The following is a 14,883-nucleotide window of genomic DNA, read 5'->3' on the forward strand; positions in this document are numbered from 1 at the left end:
GGCCGGGCGCGCCCGGCAGGAAGGACCGGTTCTAGTCAGGCGGCTTGCCGCTGTCCAGAAAGCTTGACGCAGCGCACACCGGGCAAGGCCTTATCCGCAAACGAAAAGGGCGGCCCGAAGGCCGCCCGCGTCTTCGTCCGGGACAGTGCAGGCCGCGATCAGGCCTCGCCTTCGTCGAGATCGTCCGCGGTCGGGTCCGCCTGATCGAGGATGCGGTCCGCGACGAGGCCGGAATTCTGCCGGATCGTGGCCTCGATCTTGGCGGCCAGGTCAGGGTTGTTCTTGAGGAAGGTCTTGGCGTTCTCGCGGCCCTGGCCGAGACGCTGGCTGTCGAAGGAGAACCAGGCGCCAGCCTTCTCGACCATGCCGGCCTTGACGCCGAGATCGATCAATTCGCCGACCTTCGAGATACCCTCGCCGAACATGATGTCGAACTCGACCTGCTTGAAGGGCGGCGCGACCTTGTTCTTGACGACCTTGACGCGGACCTGGTTGCCGGTCGCCTCGTCGCGCTCCTTCAGCGTCGAGACGCGGCGGATGTCGAGGCGCACGGAGGCGTAGAACTTCAGTGCGTTGCCGCCGGTGGTGGTCTCCGGGGAACCGTACATCACGCCGATCTTCATGCGGATCTGGTTGATGAAGATGACCATGCAGTTCGAGCGCGAGATCGAGGCGGTGAGCTTGCGCAGGGCCTGGCTCATCAGGCGGGCCTGCAGGCCGGGCTGGACATCGCCCATCTCGCCCTCGATCTCGGCGCGGGGCGTGAGCGCGGCGACGGAGTCGATGACCAGCACGTCAATGGCGCCGGAGCGGACGAGGGTATCGGTGATCTCGAGCGCCTGCTCGCCGGTATCGGGCTGCGAGATCAGGAGGTCGTCGAGATTGACGCCGAGCTTGCGGGCATAGACCGGATCGAGCGCGTGCTCGGCATCGACGAAAGCGCAGACGCCACCCTTCTTCTGGGCCTCGGCGATGGTGTGCAGCGCCAGCGTGGTCTTGCCGGAGGATTCCGGTCCGTAGATCTCGACGATGCGGCCCTTGGGCAGGCCGCCGACGCCGAGCGCGATGTCGAGCCCGAGCGAACCCGTGGAGATGGTCTCGATCTCGATCGACGGCGAGTTCTTGCCGAGCCGCATGATCGAACCCTTGCCGAAGGCGCGTTCGATCTGGGAGAGCGCTGCATCGAGCGCCTTGGCCTTGTCCATCGAGGAGCCTTCCACGAGTTTGAGATTCGCCTGATTCACGGTTCGGGCTCCTTATGGCAGGGCGACGGGGACATCTCAATGCGTCTTGACATGAGGATGGTCACGCTTTGTTCTTGTTCGCAAGTTCTTTTTTTGTTCTCGGTGTCAGTTTCTGTCAGGAGGGGTGTCAGGAGCTGTCACAGGCAGGGCCGCCGCAGCGGAATATGGCGCCCGGATGCTCGGGCGCCGTCGGCCTCAGCCCATCGCCGCCTTCACCGTCTCGACGAGCTGCTTCATCGTGAAGGGCTTGGGCAGGAAGTGGAATTCCTCGCCCTCGGGCAGGTTCTTGCGGAAGGCCTCCTCGGCATAGCCGGAGACGAAGACGACCTTGGTGTCCGGGTTGCGCTTGCGGAGTTCGCCGAGCAGCGTCGGGCCGTCCATCTCCGGCATCACCACGTCGGAGACGACGAGGTCGATCTTGCCGTCGTTCTGCAGGAAGAGGTCGAGCGCCTCGACGCCCGAGGCCGCCTCGTGGACGGTATAGCCGCGCGAGACCAGCATGCGGGCGTTGAGCGCGCGCACCGCATCCTCGTCCTCGACCAGCAGGATGACGCCGGCGCCGGTATGATCGGCGGCGAGCTTCTTCGGCGCTTCCTTGGCCGCGGCCTCGGCGGCGATATCCTCCTGGCTCGGGACATGGCGCGGCAGGAAGATGCGGAAGTTCGTGCCCTTGCCGATGGTCGAGTCGACGAAAACATAGCCGCCGGTCTGCTTGACGATGCCGTAGACCATCGAGAGGCCGAGGCCGGTGCCCTTGCCGACCTCCTTGGTGGTGAAGAAGGGCTCGAAGATCTTGTCGAGATATTCCTGCGGGATGCCGGTGCCGCTGTCCTCGACCTCCAGCAGGACGTAGTCGTCGGCAGGCAGGGCGTCCTGGCCGAAGGAGGCGCAGTCCTCGCGGGTGACGTTGCGGGTGCGGACCGCGAGCTTGCCGCCGTCCGGCATCGCGTCGCGGGCGTTGACCGCGAGGTTGACGATGACCTGTTCGAGCTGGCCGAGATCGGCCTTGACCGGCCAGAGGTCGCGGCCCTGGCGGACGTCGAGCGTGACCTTGTCGGCGACGACGCGCTTCAGCATCAGCGAGAGATCGGAGAGCACCTCGCCGAGCTCCAGCACCTGCGGGCGCAGCGTCTGGCGGCGCGAGAAGGCGAGCAGCTGCCGCACCAGCGCCGCGGCGCGGTAGGCATTCTGCTTGATCTGCATGATGTCCGGGAAGGACGGGTCGGTCGGCCGGTGGCTCGCCAGCAGGAACTCGGAGGCGTTGATGATGACCTGCAGCACGTTGTTGAAGTCGTGCGCGATGCCGCCGGCGAGCTGGCCGACCGCCTGCATCTTGCCGGCCTGGTCCATGTTGTCGCGCAGCTTGCGCTCGGCCGTGGTCTCCAGCGCGTAGACGATGGCGCGCTCGCCGTCGCCGCCTTCGGTGCCGGCGACCGGGGTGAGATAGAGCTTGGCCGAGCGGCCATCCTCGCCGGCGAGCGCCAGATCCAGCGGGGCGCCACCCGAGCGCCCGGCCACCACCTCGGCCAGCGCCGCATCGAGGCCGGCACCGGAGGCGACGAGGTCGTGGATGGTCTGCGGCCGCAGGCCCGCCGGGATCAGGCGGGCGAAGGCGGCGTTGGAATGCAGGATGGCGCCGGTCTCGTCGATGGTGGCAATCGCCATCGGCGTTGAATGGAAAAAGCGGGCGAAGCGGACCTCGGCGTCGCTGCCGCCGTCGGAGCCGGCCTCGCCGGCCGTGCGGTTGAGGACGAGGGTGCGCGACGGGCCGGCGCGGCCATCCTGCCCGAAGGCGACCTGATGGTGCAGGCGCACGGGCAGGGGCGCGCCGTTGCGGCGCTTCAGGTCGACATCGAGAACTTCGACGCGGACATCGCCGGGCTGGCCGCGGATCGCCTGGAGCAGGGCGGCGGCGGAGGGCGTGCAGACATCGTCGAGATGCAGGCCGCCGGAGCCGAAGCGGGCGAGATCGAAATCGAGCCAGCCGGAGAGCGTCGCGTTGAGATAGGAGATCTCGCCATCGGCATCGATCGAGATGAACCCGGCCGGCGCGTGGTCGAGATAGTCTATCGCGTGCTGGAGTTCCTGGAAGGCGTTTTCCTGGCGCTCGCGGTCGGGCGTGATGTCGGCGACCGACCAGAGCGTCGCGGTCGAGGTCTCGCGGCGGACGGGCGAGACCCGGACGCGGTACCAGCCGACCTCGCTGCGTCCGTTCAGGGCGGGCTCAAGGCGGACCTCCTCGACCAGGCGGCGATGCTCGCGGGCTGCGGTGGCGAGCCGGTAGATCGCTTCGGAGACGTCGGCGCGGCCGGTCAGCAGGCGGCCGACGGGCTTGAGGTCGTTGGCGCCTGTCGCGCCCGCCAGCGCCAGATAGGCCTCGTTGGCATAGACGATCTCGTTTTCGCTCTCGGTCACCACGATGCCGTCATCGGCGCCATCGACGACAGCCTTGGTCAGGTCGTTGCGGGCGGCGCGGCCGGAAAACTGCACGAGTCCGATGGCGAAGGCGAAGAGCCCGAAGACGCCGACGACCGAGAGCAGGGCCAGCAGGCCGAGGATCAGCGGCTGCGCCCATTCATTGGCGAGGAAGCCGAGCGCGATCGCTGCGCCCACAAGCAGGGCGGCCACGAACAGGATGATCCCGATATGGCCGGGCTTGTCGGAGCGATCGATCGTATTGGTCGCCGTGGTGCCGCTCATTGCGGTGGAGTCCGTTCGCTTGGGGCCGCTGCGGAAACTCCGCGGCCATCCTTCCTTCGCATCCCTGCCGAGTTAGGCGCGCCGACCCTTCAGGCGCAAGACGTATCCGATGACTTCGGCGACGGCCTGATAGTGTTCGACAGGAATTTCTTCGTCGATGTCGACCGTGGCGTAAAGCGCACGCGCCAAAGGCGGGTTCTCGATGATCGGCACGCGGTGCTCGCCGGCGACCTCGCGGATCTTCAGGGCCATGGTGTCGACGCCCTTGGCGAGGCAGAGCGGTGCCGCCATGCCGGGCTCGTATTGCAGGGCGACGGCGAAGTGGGTCGGGTTGGTGATGATCACCGTCGCCTTGGGCACCGCCGCCATCATGCGCTTGCGGACGCGGCTGGCGCGGATCTGGCGCAGCTTCGCCTTGACCTCGGGATTGCCCTCCGAGTTCTTGAACTCGTCCTTCATCTCCTGCTTCGTCATCTTCTGGCGCTGGTACCAGGAGAAGCGCTGCCAGCCGAAATCGCCGATGGCAATGATGGCGAAAAGAGCAAGCACCGCGCCCATCAGCTGGATGGCGAGCGACAGTGTCGCCGGCATCAGCGCCTCGACGCTCATCTGCGCGAAGCCTTCGAGCCGGTCGTGCTGGCCCCAGAGCGTGTACCAGACGACGACGCCGATCAGCGTCGTCTTGGCCAGGCCCTTGGCGAAGTTGACCCAGGCCTCCTTGCCGAAGAGCCGCTTGGCGCCGGCCATTGGCGAGATCCGGTTGAACTTCGGCATCAGCGGCTCGAAGGTCCAGAGCGGCTTGTGCTGGAGCATGGCGCCGGCGAGGCCCGCGCAGAGGATGAAGGCGAAAGGCAGGCCCAGCGCCATGAAGCCGGTGAGCACGCCGCGCTGCGTGACCTGCATGAACGAGGCCCCGTCGGATGGGACCTGATGCGCGTTCATCAGGAAGGAGCGCAAGGACAGCATCGCCTCGCGGGCAGACCAGCCGGCAGCCACCATCAAGGCGAGCGTGAAGCCGCAGAGCACGAAGAAGGTCCCTATCTCCTGCGATTTGGGGACGTCGCCTTTCTCGGTGGCCTCGTCCAGCTTTCGCTGGGTCGGGTCTTCTGTTCTGTCTTCGTTTTCGGCTTCCTCGGACATTGCGCCCCCTCAGCCGGTGAACTGACGGAGGAAGGCGCCGAGGTCGTCGATGAAGACGCTCATCATCACGCCGAGCACGACGAGCATGACGAGCATGCCGCCCATGATCGAGGCCGGCACGGCGAGGAAGAAGACCTGCAATTGCGGCATCATCCGCGCGAGCACGCCGAGGCCGAGATTGAACAACAGGCCGAAGACGAGAAAGGGCGCCGAGATCTGAATCGCCAGGGCGAAGCCGCGCGCCGTCGAGCGGATCGCCAGCGCCATCACGTCGGTCATGTCGACGGCGCCGCCCGGCGGCAGCAGGCGATAGCTCTCATGGATCGCGGCGATGGCGATGTGGTGCAGGTCCGTGGTCAGGATCAGCGTGATGCCGAGCATCGTCAGGAAGTTGCCGATCGAGGGATTCTGCATGCCGCCGGTCGGATCGACGGTCATGGCGAAGCCCAACCCCATGGTCTGCGCGACGAGCGTGCCGGCGGTCTGCAGGCAGGCCATCACCAGCCGGGCGCAGAGCCCGATAACGAGGCCGATCAGCAATTCGCCGACGAGCAGGGTGACGACGCCGGAGACGTCGCCGGGCACGCGCAGGGAAGGGCGGGCGACGGGCACGATCATCAGGGCGATGAAGAAGGCGAGCGACAGCCGCGCCCGCGAGAAGATGAAGCGCTCGCCGATGCCGGGCATCAGCATGACGAGCGTGCCGACCCGCGCGAAGACGAGCACGAAAAGGGCGCTGATCTCTGGCAGGATCGCGATCTGCATCGTGCCGCGGGGACCTTCACGCCAAGGACTTGCACGCCAGGACGGGCGCCGCGGCCCCGCGCCGGCCAGGGCCGGCAGCAGGCGCGACGGGCTCATCCGCCCGTGGCGATTCGGGCGGCGACTCGCCCCATATAACCCGCCAGCGCGCTTCCCATGAACGGAAGAAACAGCAGCAATCCGGCAAAGACGGCGATGATCTTCGGCACGAAGACCAGCGTCTGTTCCTGGATCTGCGTCAGCGCCTGCACCAGCGAGACGATGAGGCCGACCGCGAGCGCGATCAGCATCAGCGGGCCGCCGACCTTGAGGAAGACGACGATGCCGTCGCGGGCGATGTCGAGAATGGCTCCGGAAGTCATAATGCTCGTCCGATCCTGTCGCCGTCAGACCGGCATCCGCATGATTTCCTCATAGGCCGCGATGACCCGATCGCGCACGGCGACCAGGGTCTCGATCGCGGCCTCGCTCTCGGCCACCGCGGTCACGACATTGACGATGTCGGCCCGCCCGCCGGCGACGCTCGCGGTCTGGGCATCGGCCTCACGTCCGGCAGTGGCGGTGGCGTCGAGCGCCTTGCCGAGCAGGGCGGAGAAATCCGGCCCGCCCGCTTCCGCTGCGCCCGTGGCGAGCGGCTTGCGCATCAGATTGCCGGCACCCATCCCCTGGATGGAGGCATAGGCGCCTGCGGCGAAACCCGGAGTGGCCATGGCGGTCTAGTCCCCTTCTGGAGTGCTTGTTTCGGTCGCCGGGCGGTTCAGGCGCGCAGGATGTCGATGGTGCGCTGGATCATCCGGCGCGTCGAAGAGATCAGGTTGAGATTGGCCTCGTAGCTGCGCTGGGCCTCGCGCATGTCGACCATCTCGACCAGCGAATTGACGTTCGGCATCTGCACGTCGCCTTTGGCGTCGGCTGCGGGGTTGCCCGGATCGTGCTTGACCCTGAAGGCGCTCTGGTCGCGCTGGACCTTGCCGAGCGCGACGAGCTGGGCGTCGAGGGTGCGGTCGAAATGGCGCTGGAAGGTCGGGACCTTGCGCCGATAGGGCTCGGCGCCGGCGCGCTCCGGGCCGGAATCGGCGTTGGCGATGTTCTCGGAGATGACGCGCATGCGCCCCGACTGGCTGCGCAGGCCTGAAGCGGCGACGGCGATGCTCTTGATCAGGTCCATGATCAGCGCCCCTTGCCGATGGCGATCTTCATCAGGCCGAGGCCCTTGCTGTAAAGCGAGGCGGCGAGCTGGTAGTCCGACTGGTTCTGCGCGACCTTGAGCATCTCGTCCTCGAGGTTCACCGCGTTGCCGTTGGGCGTGGTCTCGAAGCGCGGGGCACCGGTGCCGTCGAAGCCGCCATTGGTGCTGGTCAGGCTCATATGGCCGGCATTGGTCTGGGCGAGCGCCACGCCGGCGCGCGCCGGATCGACGCTCGGCGGCTTGAGGTCGACCGGGCGGAAACCGGGGCTGTCGGCATTGGCGACGTTCTCGGCGAGGATCTTCTGGCGCGACTGCTGGTAGTGCATGCGCAGTTTCAGCGACTGCATCAGGCCGCCGCTGACGTTCAAGCCGTCATTCGCCATGGCTCCTGCTCCCCGTTTTCGCCACCGGCGAGGCCGGTCCACTCGGCAAATCCTGCCGGGTGCATGGTTAATATCCGGTTAAGGAGCGGTGTTTCGCAGGTGTGGTTAACCACACGTTCACCATGTTTCCCGATAGCGAAAGCGTTATGCTATAGCCAAGGTGTTCAACCATGGGCGGGACTTAACGGCCGTCCGGGCGGCCGTCGCGTAAGAGGCAGACCTTGCAGAGCTTGTTCGGATTGGAACTCTCCACCGCGCAGAAGGTGATCGTCGCCTCTGTCGTCATTCTTGTGCTGCTCGCCCTGCTGGGCCTGTTCGTGCGGCAGATCCAGGGCGGGCGGCTTCGGCTGCGCGGCCAGGCCGGGGGGCGGCAGCGCCAGCCCCGTCTCGGCGTGGTCGATACCTACGACCTCGATCGCCAGCGCCAGCTCGTCCTGATCCGGCGGGACAATATCGAGCACCTGGTGATGATCGGCGGCGCGTCCGACGTCGTGGTCGAGACCAATATCCTGCGCAGCGGCGGTCGCGCTGCGGCGCCCGCCTATGTCGACACCGCCACGGCGGATCGGCCGCTGCCGCCGTTCGAGACGCTGGTGCCTCCGAGCGAGCCTGCAATGCGGGCCGGGGATGAGGCGCGCCGCGCCGGTTACGCTCCCGAAGGGCCGGAGCTGCTGCCGCCTTTGCCGACCCGTCCGGCTTCGGTCCCGGCCGAACCGACTGCGCCGACCCCTGCGGCTGCGACCGCTGCCTCGGCAGGTGTTGCCGCCGCTTTGGGCGTTGCAGCCGCGGAGGCGGTTTCGGCCGCTGCCAAGCCGGTGATACCCGCGATGCCGGCGCCGCCCGTCACCACCGGACCCGCGCCCAGCTTCGCACGCGAACATGCGCCGCAGCCCGCCGTCAGCCCCGGCGAGCTCGACGACATGACCCGCCAGCTCGAGGAGGCCTTGAAGCGGCCCTTCTCCGCCGTGCGCCCGGCCAATCTCGCGGCCGAAACACCGGCCGAGAATGCTGCGCCGGCCGTGGAACCCCCTGTTCCGGCAGAGAAGCTTTTCCCGGCGCCTGTCGTCGAGGAGGAAGCGCCGCCGACGGAAGCGGCAGCGCCCGTGGTCGAGCCGCCGGCCCCCGAGCCCGAGATCGTGCCGGAGCCCGAGCCGGCCGCTGCGGCGCGCCAGAAGCCGATTCCGAGCGATGTCGAGGCCGAGCTTGCCGCGGCACTCGGGCTGACGCTGGATCGTCCCCTTTCGAAAGCGCCCGAGCCCCGGCCGTTCGAGGCCAAGCCGGCCGAGATGCATCATCCGGAGCCGGAACCGGCGCCCGAATCCGAACCGATCGGCGAGGAGGAGCCCGCTCCCGCGGAGCCGGCCCGTGCCGCCAGCGTGGACGAGCCGGCCCCGGCCGAGAGCCCGAAGGCACAGCCCGAGCCGGAAAAGCCGGCCGAGCCGGCTGCGAAGGAGATCGATCCCTTCTCGGTCGACGCGATCGAAGCCGAATTCGCCCGGCTGCTCGGCCGCGATCCCAAGGCCAAATCCTGAGGCGGCAAGCAGCAGGCTGAAGGCCGGCAGCCCGAAGGCGGCCGACCATCAACAGGATACTCGGCCATCCCGGCTCATCGACGCCGCGCATCGGTTGCGCGGCGTTTTCGCATCGGTAGCCTCGGTGCGCCCGGTCGCTTGAGTCGGGCAGTGGCGGCGCGCGTGAATTTCATCGGCGGACGAACGAGACGGTTTCGAAGCGGGCGCACCCTGGCGGCGGCCGCGCTGCTGCTCGCGCTTCAGACGGTGCCGGCGCTGCCGCAGACGCTGTCGCTCGATCTCGGGCAGGGCGGTGGCGTAGCGGAACGGGCGCTGCAGCTCATCGCCGTCATCACGGTCCTGTCGCTGGCGCCGTCGATCCTGATCATGGTGACGTCGTTCACGCGGATCGTCGTGGTGCTGTCGCTGCTGCGCTCGGCGCTGGGCACACAGACCGCGCCGCCGAACGCGGTGATCCTCGGGCTGTCGCTGTTCCTGACCGGCTTCGTCATGGCGCCGACACTGCGCGAGGCCTACACGACGGCGGTCCAGCCGCTGGTCGCGGGCCAGATCCAGCCGCAGGAGGCCTATAACCGCGGCGTCGTCCCGTTCAAGACCTTCATGCTCAAGCATGTCCGGGAGAAGGACCTGGAGCTGTTCCTCGACATGTCGCAGGCGCCGCGCCCGCAGCAGCCGCAGGATGTCGGCGTCGAGGTCCTGATACCGGCCTTCATGATCTCGGAACTGCGCCGGGCCTTCGAGATCGGCTTCCTGCTCTTCGTGCCCTTCCTGATCATCGACCTCGTCGTCGCCTCGATCCTGATGTCGGTGGGCATGATGATGCTGCCGCCGGTGACGGTGGCGCTGCCGTTCAAGCTGATCTTCTTCGTGCTGGTCGACGGCTGGGGGCTGGTCGCCGGCTCGCTGGTGAAGAGTTATGGCAGCGGGTGAGCCAGGCGCTGAAGCCTGAATCGGGTCAGGGGCTTGGCGGGATTCCCTCGCGGCCCGATTCAGGTTCTGCGAGGCCGCCCGGCGCCACGCGTCCGGAGTCGAAAGCCGGATTGTGACACGGGCGGCGGCACGAGACGGCGCTTCCGGCAGGCGAAAGGCCGTCTGGCTGACTATTTCGGCATCAGCACTGTGTCGACGACATGGATGACGCCGTTGCTTTGCTTCACATCCGGGATCGTGACCATCGACTTGCCGCCCTTGGCGTCGATGATCTCCAGCTTGCCGCCGGCCATCGCGACCTTGAGCGTCTCGCCCTGAACGGTCTTCAGCATTGCCTTGCTGCCGCCGGCCTTGGCGTCGGCCATCAGCTGGGCACCGGTGAGATTGCCGGGAACGACGTGATAGGTCAGCACCGCGGTCAGCTTGGCCTTCTGGTCGGGCTTCAACAGCATGTCCACCGTTCCCGCCGGCAGCTTGCCGAAGGCGGCATTGGTGGGCGCGAAGACAGTGAACGGCCCCGGCCCCATCAGGGTGTCGACGAGACCGGCAGCCTTCACCGCGGCGACGAGCGTGGTGTGGTCCTTGGAATTGACGGCATTCTCGACGATGTTCTTGTTGGCAAACATCGGCGCACCGCCGACCGTTACAGGCTCTTGCGCGAAGGTTGGATCGAGAGAAGCGCTCGCGCCGAACACAAGCAGGCTCATTGCGGCGCCAAGCGCCACATTCACTGTGCGTTTCATGGGGTGATCTCCAGAATTTGCGGCAGAAAATCTATCGCAAAAACCGAATTATCCAGGCCAGCCGTTATGGCTGGTCAGGTTTCGGTAATCTGAATACGTTCGCGGGAGCCCGTCGGATCGAATTATTTCTGCCGGCCGCGAAACAGGCGTCAGGCGACGACGACGCGCCCGCGCTGGATTCGCAGGCTGAGCGAGCCGTCCTTCAGCGCCAATGCCTTCTCGCCGAAGACGCTGCGACGCCAGCCCTGCAGGGCCGGCACCTCGGCAAGATCATCGGAGGCGATCGCCTCGAGATCGTCGGTGGAGGCGATGATCTTGGGCGCGACGCGCTCGGCATCGGCGACCGCCTTGAGCAGCACCTTGAGCAGGTCGAGCACGGCGGCGCTGGTCGGCCGGCCACGCTCGCGCTCCAGCCGTGGCAGGGTCTTCGGATCGATGGCGGCGGCGCGCTCGATCGCCGCGAGGACCTCGGCGCCGTTGCGCGAGCGTTCGAAGCCGTTGGGAACGGAGCGCAGTTCCGCCAGCGCCTCGACCGAACGCGGACCGCGCTGGACGATATCCATCAGCGCGTCGTCCTTGAGCACGCGCTGGCGCGGCACGTCGCGGGTCTGCGCCTCGCGCTCGCGCCAGGCGGCGATCTCCATCAGGTTCGGCAGTTCGCGCGGCTTGCGGATGCGGCCCTTGAGGCGCAGCCAGGCATTCTCCGGCTTGACCTCATAGGTCCCCGGCGAGGTCAGCACGGACATTTCCTCGGCGACCCAGCTCTCGCGGCCGCTGGCGTCGAGATCGGCCTTCAGGGCGAGGTAGATGTCGCGCAGATGGGTGACGTCGGCCTCGGCATAGACGAGTTGCGCCTCGTTGAGGGGACGGCGCGACCAGTCGGTGAAGCGCGAGGACTTGTCGATGCGCGCCTTGGCGAGGTCGTTGGCGAGCTGTTCGTAGCCGACCGAGTCGCCATAGCCGCAGACCATGGCCGCGACCTGCGTGTCGAAGAGCGGCGTCGGCAAGACACGCCCGAGCAGCCAGACGATTTCGAGGTCCTGCCGGGCGGCGTGGAAGACCTTCACGACGGCGTCGTTGACCATCAGCCCGAAGAAGGGGGCGAGGTCGAGATCGGGCGAGAGCGGGTCGACCAGCACCGCCTCGTCCGGCGAGGCCAGCTGGATCAGGCACAGCTTCGGGTAATAGGTGGTCTCGCGCAGGAACTCGGTGTCGACCGTGACGAAGGGGTGGGTCGCGAGGCGGTCGCAGGCGGCGGAGAGCGCGGCGGTATCGGAAATGAGATGCATGGCTTCGGCTTAGCGGAGGAAGCAGGCTTTCGTCGAGTCTCGAAGCTGTCAGCGACTGATGCCGCATTGGCTCCACAGTTCACCCTGATAGGCGCGTCCGGCGCTCGCGACCCAATGGTTCCGGCGACCATCCGGATGTGGCCTCGCGTGCCTTGCGAAAACGCCGGCGAAGCAGCCCGGGTGGGCGTAGCCGCGCTTGCGTGCGATGTTCAGGCCCGCGCTGTAGGCACTGCCGCGATCTTGTGCCTGCGCGGAGGCATCCGCACCGGCGAGCAGCATGGCGGCGAGAGAAAGCGGCGCCAGCGGCTTCATTATCGCTAATCGGACCATGTCGACCCTTCCACGCGCTGTCCGGATACCTCCATGCGAGGCTAGCAGTGCGCCTACCGGATGTCGCGGCCGTTCTTGACATTTCGGGCGCGCGCGTGTGCTTAGCCGCAAGCTGCGGCTGGTCCTACGGACCGGCCTTTGACGTATTTCCGAAAGACCGATCCCGTGACCCTGCATCGCTATCGTTCCCATACCTGTGGCGCACTCCGTGACAGCGATATCGGCCAGAATGTGCGCCTGTCCGGCTGGTGCCATCGCATCCGCGACCATGGCGGCGTGCTCTTCATCGATCTGCGCGACCATTACGGCATGACACAGGTGGTGATCGATCCTGATTCGCCGGCCTTCGCGGATGCCGAGACGCTGCGCTCGGAATGGGTCGTGCGCATCGACGGCAAGGTCAAGGCCCGCCTCGAAGGCACCGAGAACGCCAACCTGCCGACCGGCGCGGTCGAGGTCTTCGCGACGGCGATCGAGGTGCTCGGCCCGTCGGCCGAACTGCCGCTGCCGGTTTTCGGCGATCTCGAATATCCCGAGGACACGCGCCTCAAGTACCGCTTCCTCGACCTGCGTCGCGAGAAGCTGCACAACAACATCATGCTGCGTACGAAGGTCATCGACTCGATGCGCCGCCGCATGAAGGATTCGGGCTTCTCCGAGTTCCAGACGCCGATCCTGACGGCCTCCTCGCCGGAAGGCGCGCGCGACTTCCTGGTGCCGAGCCGCCTGCATGCCGGCAAGTTCTACGCGCTGCCGCAGGCGCCGCAGCAGTACAAGCAGCTCCTGATGATGGCGGGTTTCGACCGCTACTTCCAGATCGCGCCCTGCTTCCGCGACGAGGACCCGCGCGCCGACCGTCTGCCGGGCGAGTTCTACCAGCTCGACGTCGAGATGAGCTTCGTCGAGCAGGAGGACGTGTTCGCGACGATGGAGCCGGTCATCACCGGCGTCTTCGAGGAGTTCGCCGAAGGCAAGACGGTCGCCCGCAACTGGCCGCGCATTCCCTATGCCGAGGCGATCGCCAAATACGGCTCCGACAAGCCGGACCTGCGCAACCCGCTGATCATGCAGGACGTCTCCGAGCCTTTCCGCGGCTCTGGCTTCAAGGTCTTCGCGCGCATTCTCGAAGGCGAGAAGAACCGCGTCTGGGCTATCCCTGGGCCCAAGGGTGGCTCGCGCGCCTTCTGCGACCGGATGAACTCCTGGGCGCAGGGCGAGGGACAGCCGGGCCTCGGCTACCTGATGGTCAAGGAAGACGGCGAGGGCCAGGGGCCGATCGCCAACAATATCGGCCCGGAGCGCGTCGCCGCGATCATCAAGCAGATGGGGCTGAAGGGCGGCGATGCCTGCTTCTTCGTCGCGGGCGACCCTGACAAGTTCTACAAGTTCGCCGGCAGCGCCCGTAACAAGGTCGGCCAGGATCTCGGGCTGATCGACGAGAACGCCTATGCCTTCGCCTGGATCGTCGACTTCCCGATGTTCGAGTACAACGAGGACGAGAAGAAGGTCGATTTCTCGCACAACCCCTTCTCGATGCCGCAGGGCGGCCTGAAGGCGCTCAACGAGGAAGATCCGCTCTCGCTCAAGGCCTTCCAGTACGACATCGCCTGCAACGGCTTCGAACTCGCCTCCGGCGGCATCCGCAACCATCGCCCCGAGGCGATGGTGAAGGCGTTCGAGATCGCCGGCTATGGCGAGGAGACGGTGATCGAGCGCTTCGGCGGCATGTATCGCGCCTTCCAGTACGGCGCGCCGCCGCATGGCGGCATGGCGGCCGGCGTCGACCGGATCATCATGCTGCTGGCTGGCGCCACGAACTTGCGCGAGGTCGCTCTGTTCCCGATGAACCAGCAGGCCGTCGATCTCTTGATGGGCGCCCCGGCGGAAGCCTCGCCCAAGCAGCTGCGCGAGGCGCATCTGCGCGTCAATCCGCCCGAGAAGAACGGCTGACCCCATGCCTTCCCTGCCTGCCGGGCGAGCCCTCTCGCTCGCCTGCCTCCTGACGCCGCTGCTCGGCGCCTGCGTCGCCCATGGCGAGAGCAGCAGCGGGCGCGCTTCGGCGCTGGCGACGACGGTGTCGCGCGCCATCACCTGCAAGGCGGGCTCGCCGCAGCGCACGACGCTCGACCGCTTCCTCGCGGCTGAAAAAGCGCGCGGCGCCGACGATCAGCAGATCGCGGCGGCGCGTGCGGCCTATATCGGCGTCTCCGAGGCCGAGATGGTCAATCAGGGTGTGCGACCGCAGGCCTGCACGGCCGAAGAGCGGGCAGAACTCAAGGCACGGATGGGCCGCATCCGGGCCGGGGATTTCAACACGCTCTGAGCCCCGCAATGCCGATGCCTTCGATCCTGAAACCCGCCGCGGCGGCGGTTCTGCTTGCGGCGCTCGGCGCCTGTACGGTTGCCGGGCCGATGCCGGGCACGGTGGAGTATGCCGCCGCGACAGTCTCGCGCGCCTATGATTGCGGCCTGCGTGTCGATCGCCACCGCATCATCGCGCGGCTCGACGGACGGGATCGGCAACGCTTCATCGCGGCCAATGCCGGCTACGCCGTGAAGTCCTACAAGGCGCCGCATCGCTGCGAGAGTGCCGAGCGCGAGCGGATCAAGAGCGAGATCGGTACGCTCGCCCGCCGCTGAA

At 67.2% G+C, this 14,883-nt stretch carries 16 protein-coding genes; 5 read left to right on the forward strand and 11 right to left on the reverse strand.

The window, feature by feature from the left end; translation table 11 throughout:
* Positions 1 to 158: 158 nt before the first annotated feature.
* The 8 genes from recA to BLQ70_RS08000 all read right to left on the reverse strand — a co-directional run bounded on the left by recA (position 159) and on the right by BLQ70_RS08000 (position 7,418).
* A complete protein-coding gene (recA, locus tag BLQ70_RS07965; protein ID WP_113587307.1) occupies positions 159 to 1,205 on the reverse strand; it encodes a recombinase RecA in 1,047 nt (348 codons plus the stop codon).
* Between the two features lie 234 nt (positions 1,206 to 1,439).
* Entirely contained in the window at positions 1,440 to 3,944 is a 2,505-nt protein-coding gene (cckA, locus tag BLQ70_RS07970) for a cell cycle histidine kinase CckA (protein WP_061966888.1), read from the reverse strand.
* A 72-nt stretch (positions 3,945 to 4,016) separates the two neighbouring features.
* Positions 4,017 to 5,084, reverse strand: a complete 1,068-nt coding sequence (gene flhB, locus BLQ70_RS07975; RefSeq protein ID WP_061966889.1) for a flagellar biosynthesis protein FlhB — start codon at positions 5,082 to 5,084, stop codon at positions 4,017 to 4,019.
* Between the two features lie 9 nt (positions 5,085 to 5,093).
* The gene (fliR, locus tag BLQ70_RS07980) at positions 5,094 to 5,849 is read right to left on the reverse strand and encodes a flagellar biosynthetic protein FliR (RefSeq protein WP_061966890.1); all 756 of its coding nucleotides are present in this window, start codon (positions 5,847 to 5,849) and stop codon (positions 5,094 to 5,096) included.
* Positions 5,850 to 5,941: 92 nt separating this feature from the next.
* On the reverse strand, positions 5,942 to 6,208 hold the full coding sequence (fliQ, locus tag BLQ70_RS07985) for a flagellar biosynthesis protein FliQ (protein WP_061966891.1): 267 nt from the start codon (positions 6,206 to 6,208) through the stop codon (positions 5,942 to 5,944).
* Between the two features lie 24 nt (positions 6,209 to 6,232).
* Entirely contained in the window at positions 6,233 to 6,556 is a 324-nt protein-coding gene (fliE, locus tag BLQ70_RS07990; RefSeq protein WP_091856529.1) for a flagellar hook-basal body complex protein FliE, read from the reverse strand.
* A gap of 47 nt (positions 6,557 to 6,603) precedes the next feature.
* On the reverse strand, positions 6,604 to 7,014 hold the full coding sequence (gene flgC / locus BLQ70_RS07995) for a flagellar basal body rod protein FlgC (protein WP_061966893.1): 411 nt from the start codon (positions 7,012 to 7,014) through the stop codon (positions 6,604 to 6,606).
* A 2-nt stretch (positions 7,015 to 7,016) separates the two neighbouring features.
* A complete protein-coding gene (locus BLQ70_RS08000) occupies positions 7,017 to 7,418 on the reverse strand; it encodes a flagellar basal body protein (protein WP_091856530.1) in 402 nt (133 codons plus the stop codon).
* 221 nt (positions 7,419 to 7,639) lie between these two features.
* On the opposite strand from BLQ70_RS08000, the gene BLQ70_RS08005 reads away from it, so the two are divergent.
* Together BLQ70_RS08005 and fliP are read left to right on the forward strand one after the other, a co-directional pair.
* A complete protein-coding gene (locus BLQ70_RS08005; protein WP_139163503.1) occupies positions 7,640 to 8,950 on the forward strand; it encodes a flagellar biosynthetic protein FliO in 1,311 nt (436 codons plus the stop codon).
* Between the two features lie 162 nt (positions 8,951 to 9,112).
* Complete coding sequence (gene fliP / locus BLQ70_RS08010; protein WP_091856676.1) at positions 9,113 to 9,880, forward strand: flagellar type III secretion system pore protein FliP; 768 nt, start codon at positions 9,113 to 9,115, stop codon at positions 9,878 to 9,880.
* Between the two features lie 170 nt (positions 9,881 to 10,050).
* Here fliP and BLQ70_RS08015 read toward each other — a convergent pair whose 3' ends face one another.
* The 3 genes from BLQ70_RS08015 to BLQ70_RS08025 form a co-directional block, all read right to left on the reverse strand.
* A complete protein-coding gene (locus BLQ70_RS08015; protein WP_425284566.1) occupies positions 10,051 to 10,587 on the reverse strand; it encodes a fasciclin domain-containing protein in 537 nt (178 codons plus the stop codon).
* Positions 10,588 to 10,772: 185 nt separating this feature from the next.
* Positions 10,773 to 11,912: a ribonuclease D gene (rnd, locus tag BLQ70_RS08020; RefSeq protein ID WP_091856533.1), complete on the reverse strand. Its 1,140-nt coding sequence runs from the start codon at positions 11,910 to 11,912 to the stop codon at positions 10,773 to 10,775.
* A 48-nt stretch (positions 11,913 to 11,960) separates the two neighbouring features.
* Positions 11,961 to 12,224 (reverse strand): hypothetical protein, encoded by a 264-nt coding sequence (locus BLQ70_RS08025; protein ID WP_061966897.1) that lies wholly within the window; start codon positions 12,222 to 12,224, stop codon positions 11,961 to 11,963.
* Positions 12,225 to 12,413: 189 nt separating this feature from the next.
* Between BLQ70_RS08025 and aspS the strand changes: the two genes are divergently transcribed.
* From aspS to BLQ70_RS08040, 3 genes are read left to right on the forward strand one after another with little or no spacing between them, the layout of a single operon-like run.
* Positions 12,414 to 14,192, forward strand: a complete 1,779-nt coding sequence (gene aspS, locus BLQ70_RS08030) for an aspartate--tRNA ligase (RefSeq protein WP_091856677.1) — start codon at positions 12,414 to 12,416, stop codon at positions 14,190 to 14,192.
* A 4-nt stretch (positions 14,193 to 14,196) separates the two neighbouring features.
* Positions 14,197 to 14,565: a hypothetical protein gene (locus BLQ70_RS08035; protein ID WP_061966898.1), complete on the forward strand. Its 369-nt coding sequence runs from the start codon at positions 14,197 to 14,199 to the stop codon at positions 14,563 to 14,565.
* 8 nt (positions 14,566 to 14,573) lie between these two features.
* On the forward strand, positions 14,574 to 14,882 hold the full coding sequence (locus tag BLQ70_RS08040; protein ID WP_091856534.1) for a hypothetical protein: 309 nt from the start codon (positions 14,574 to 14,576) through the stop codon (positions 14,880 to 14,882).
* The last annotated feature ends 1 nt before the right edge of the window (position 14,883 follow it).

Source organism: Allobosea robiniae (genome assembly GCF_900102525.1).
Taxonomy (GTDB): Bacteria; Pseudomonadota; Alphaproteobacteria; order Rhizobiales; family Beijerinckiaceae; genus Allobosea; species Allobosea robiniae.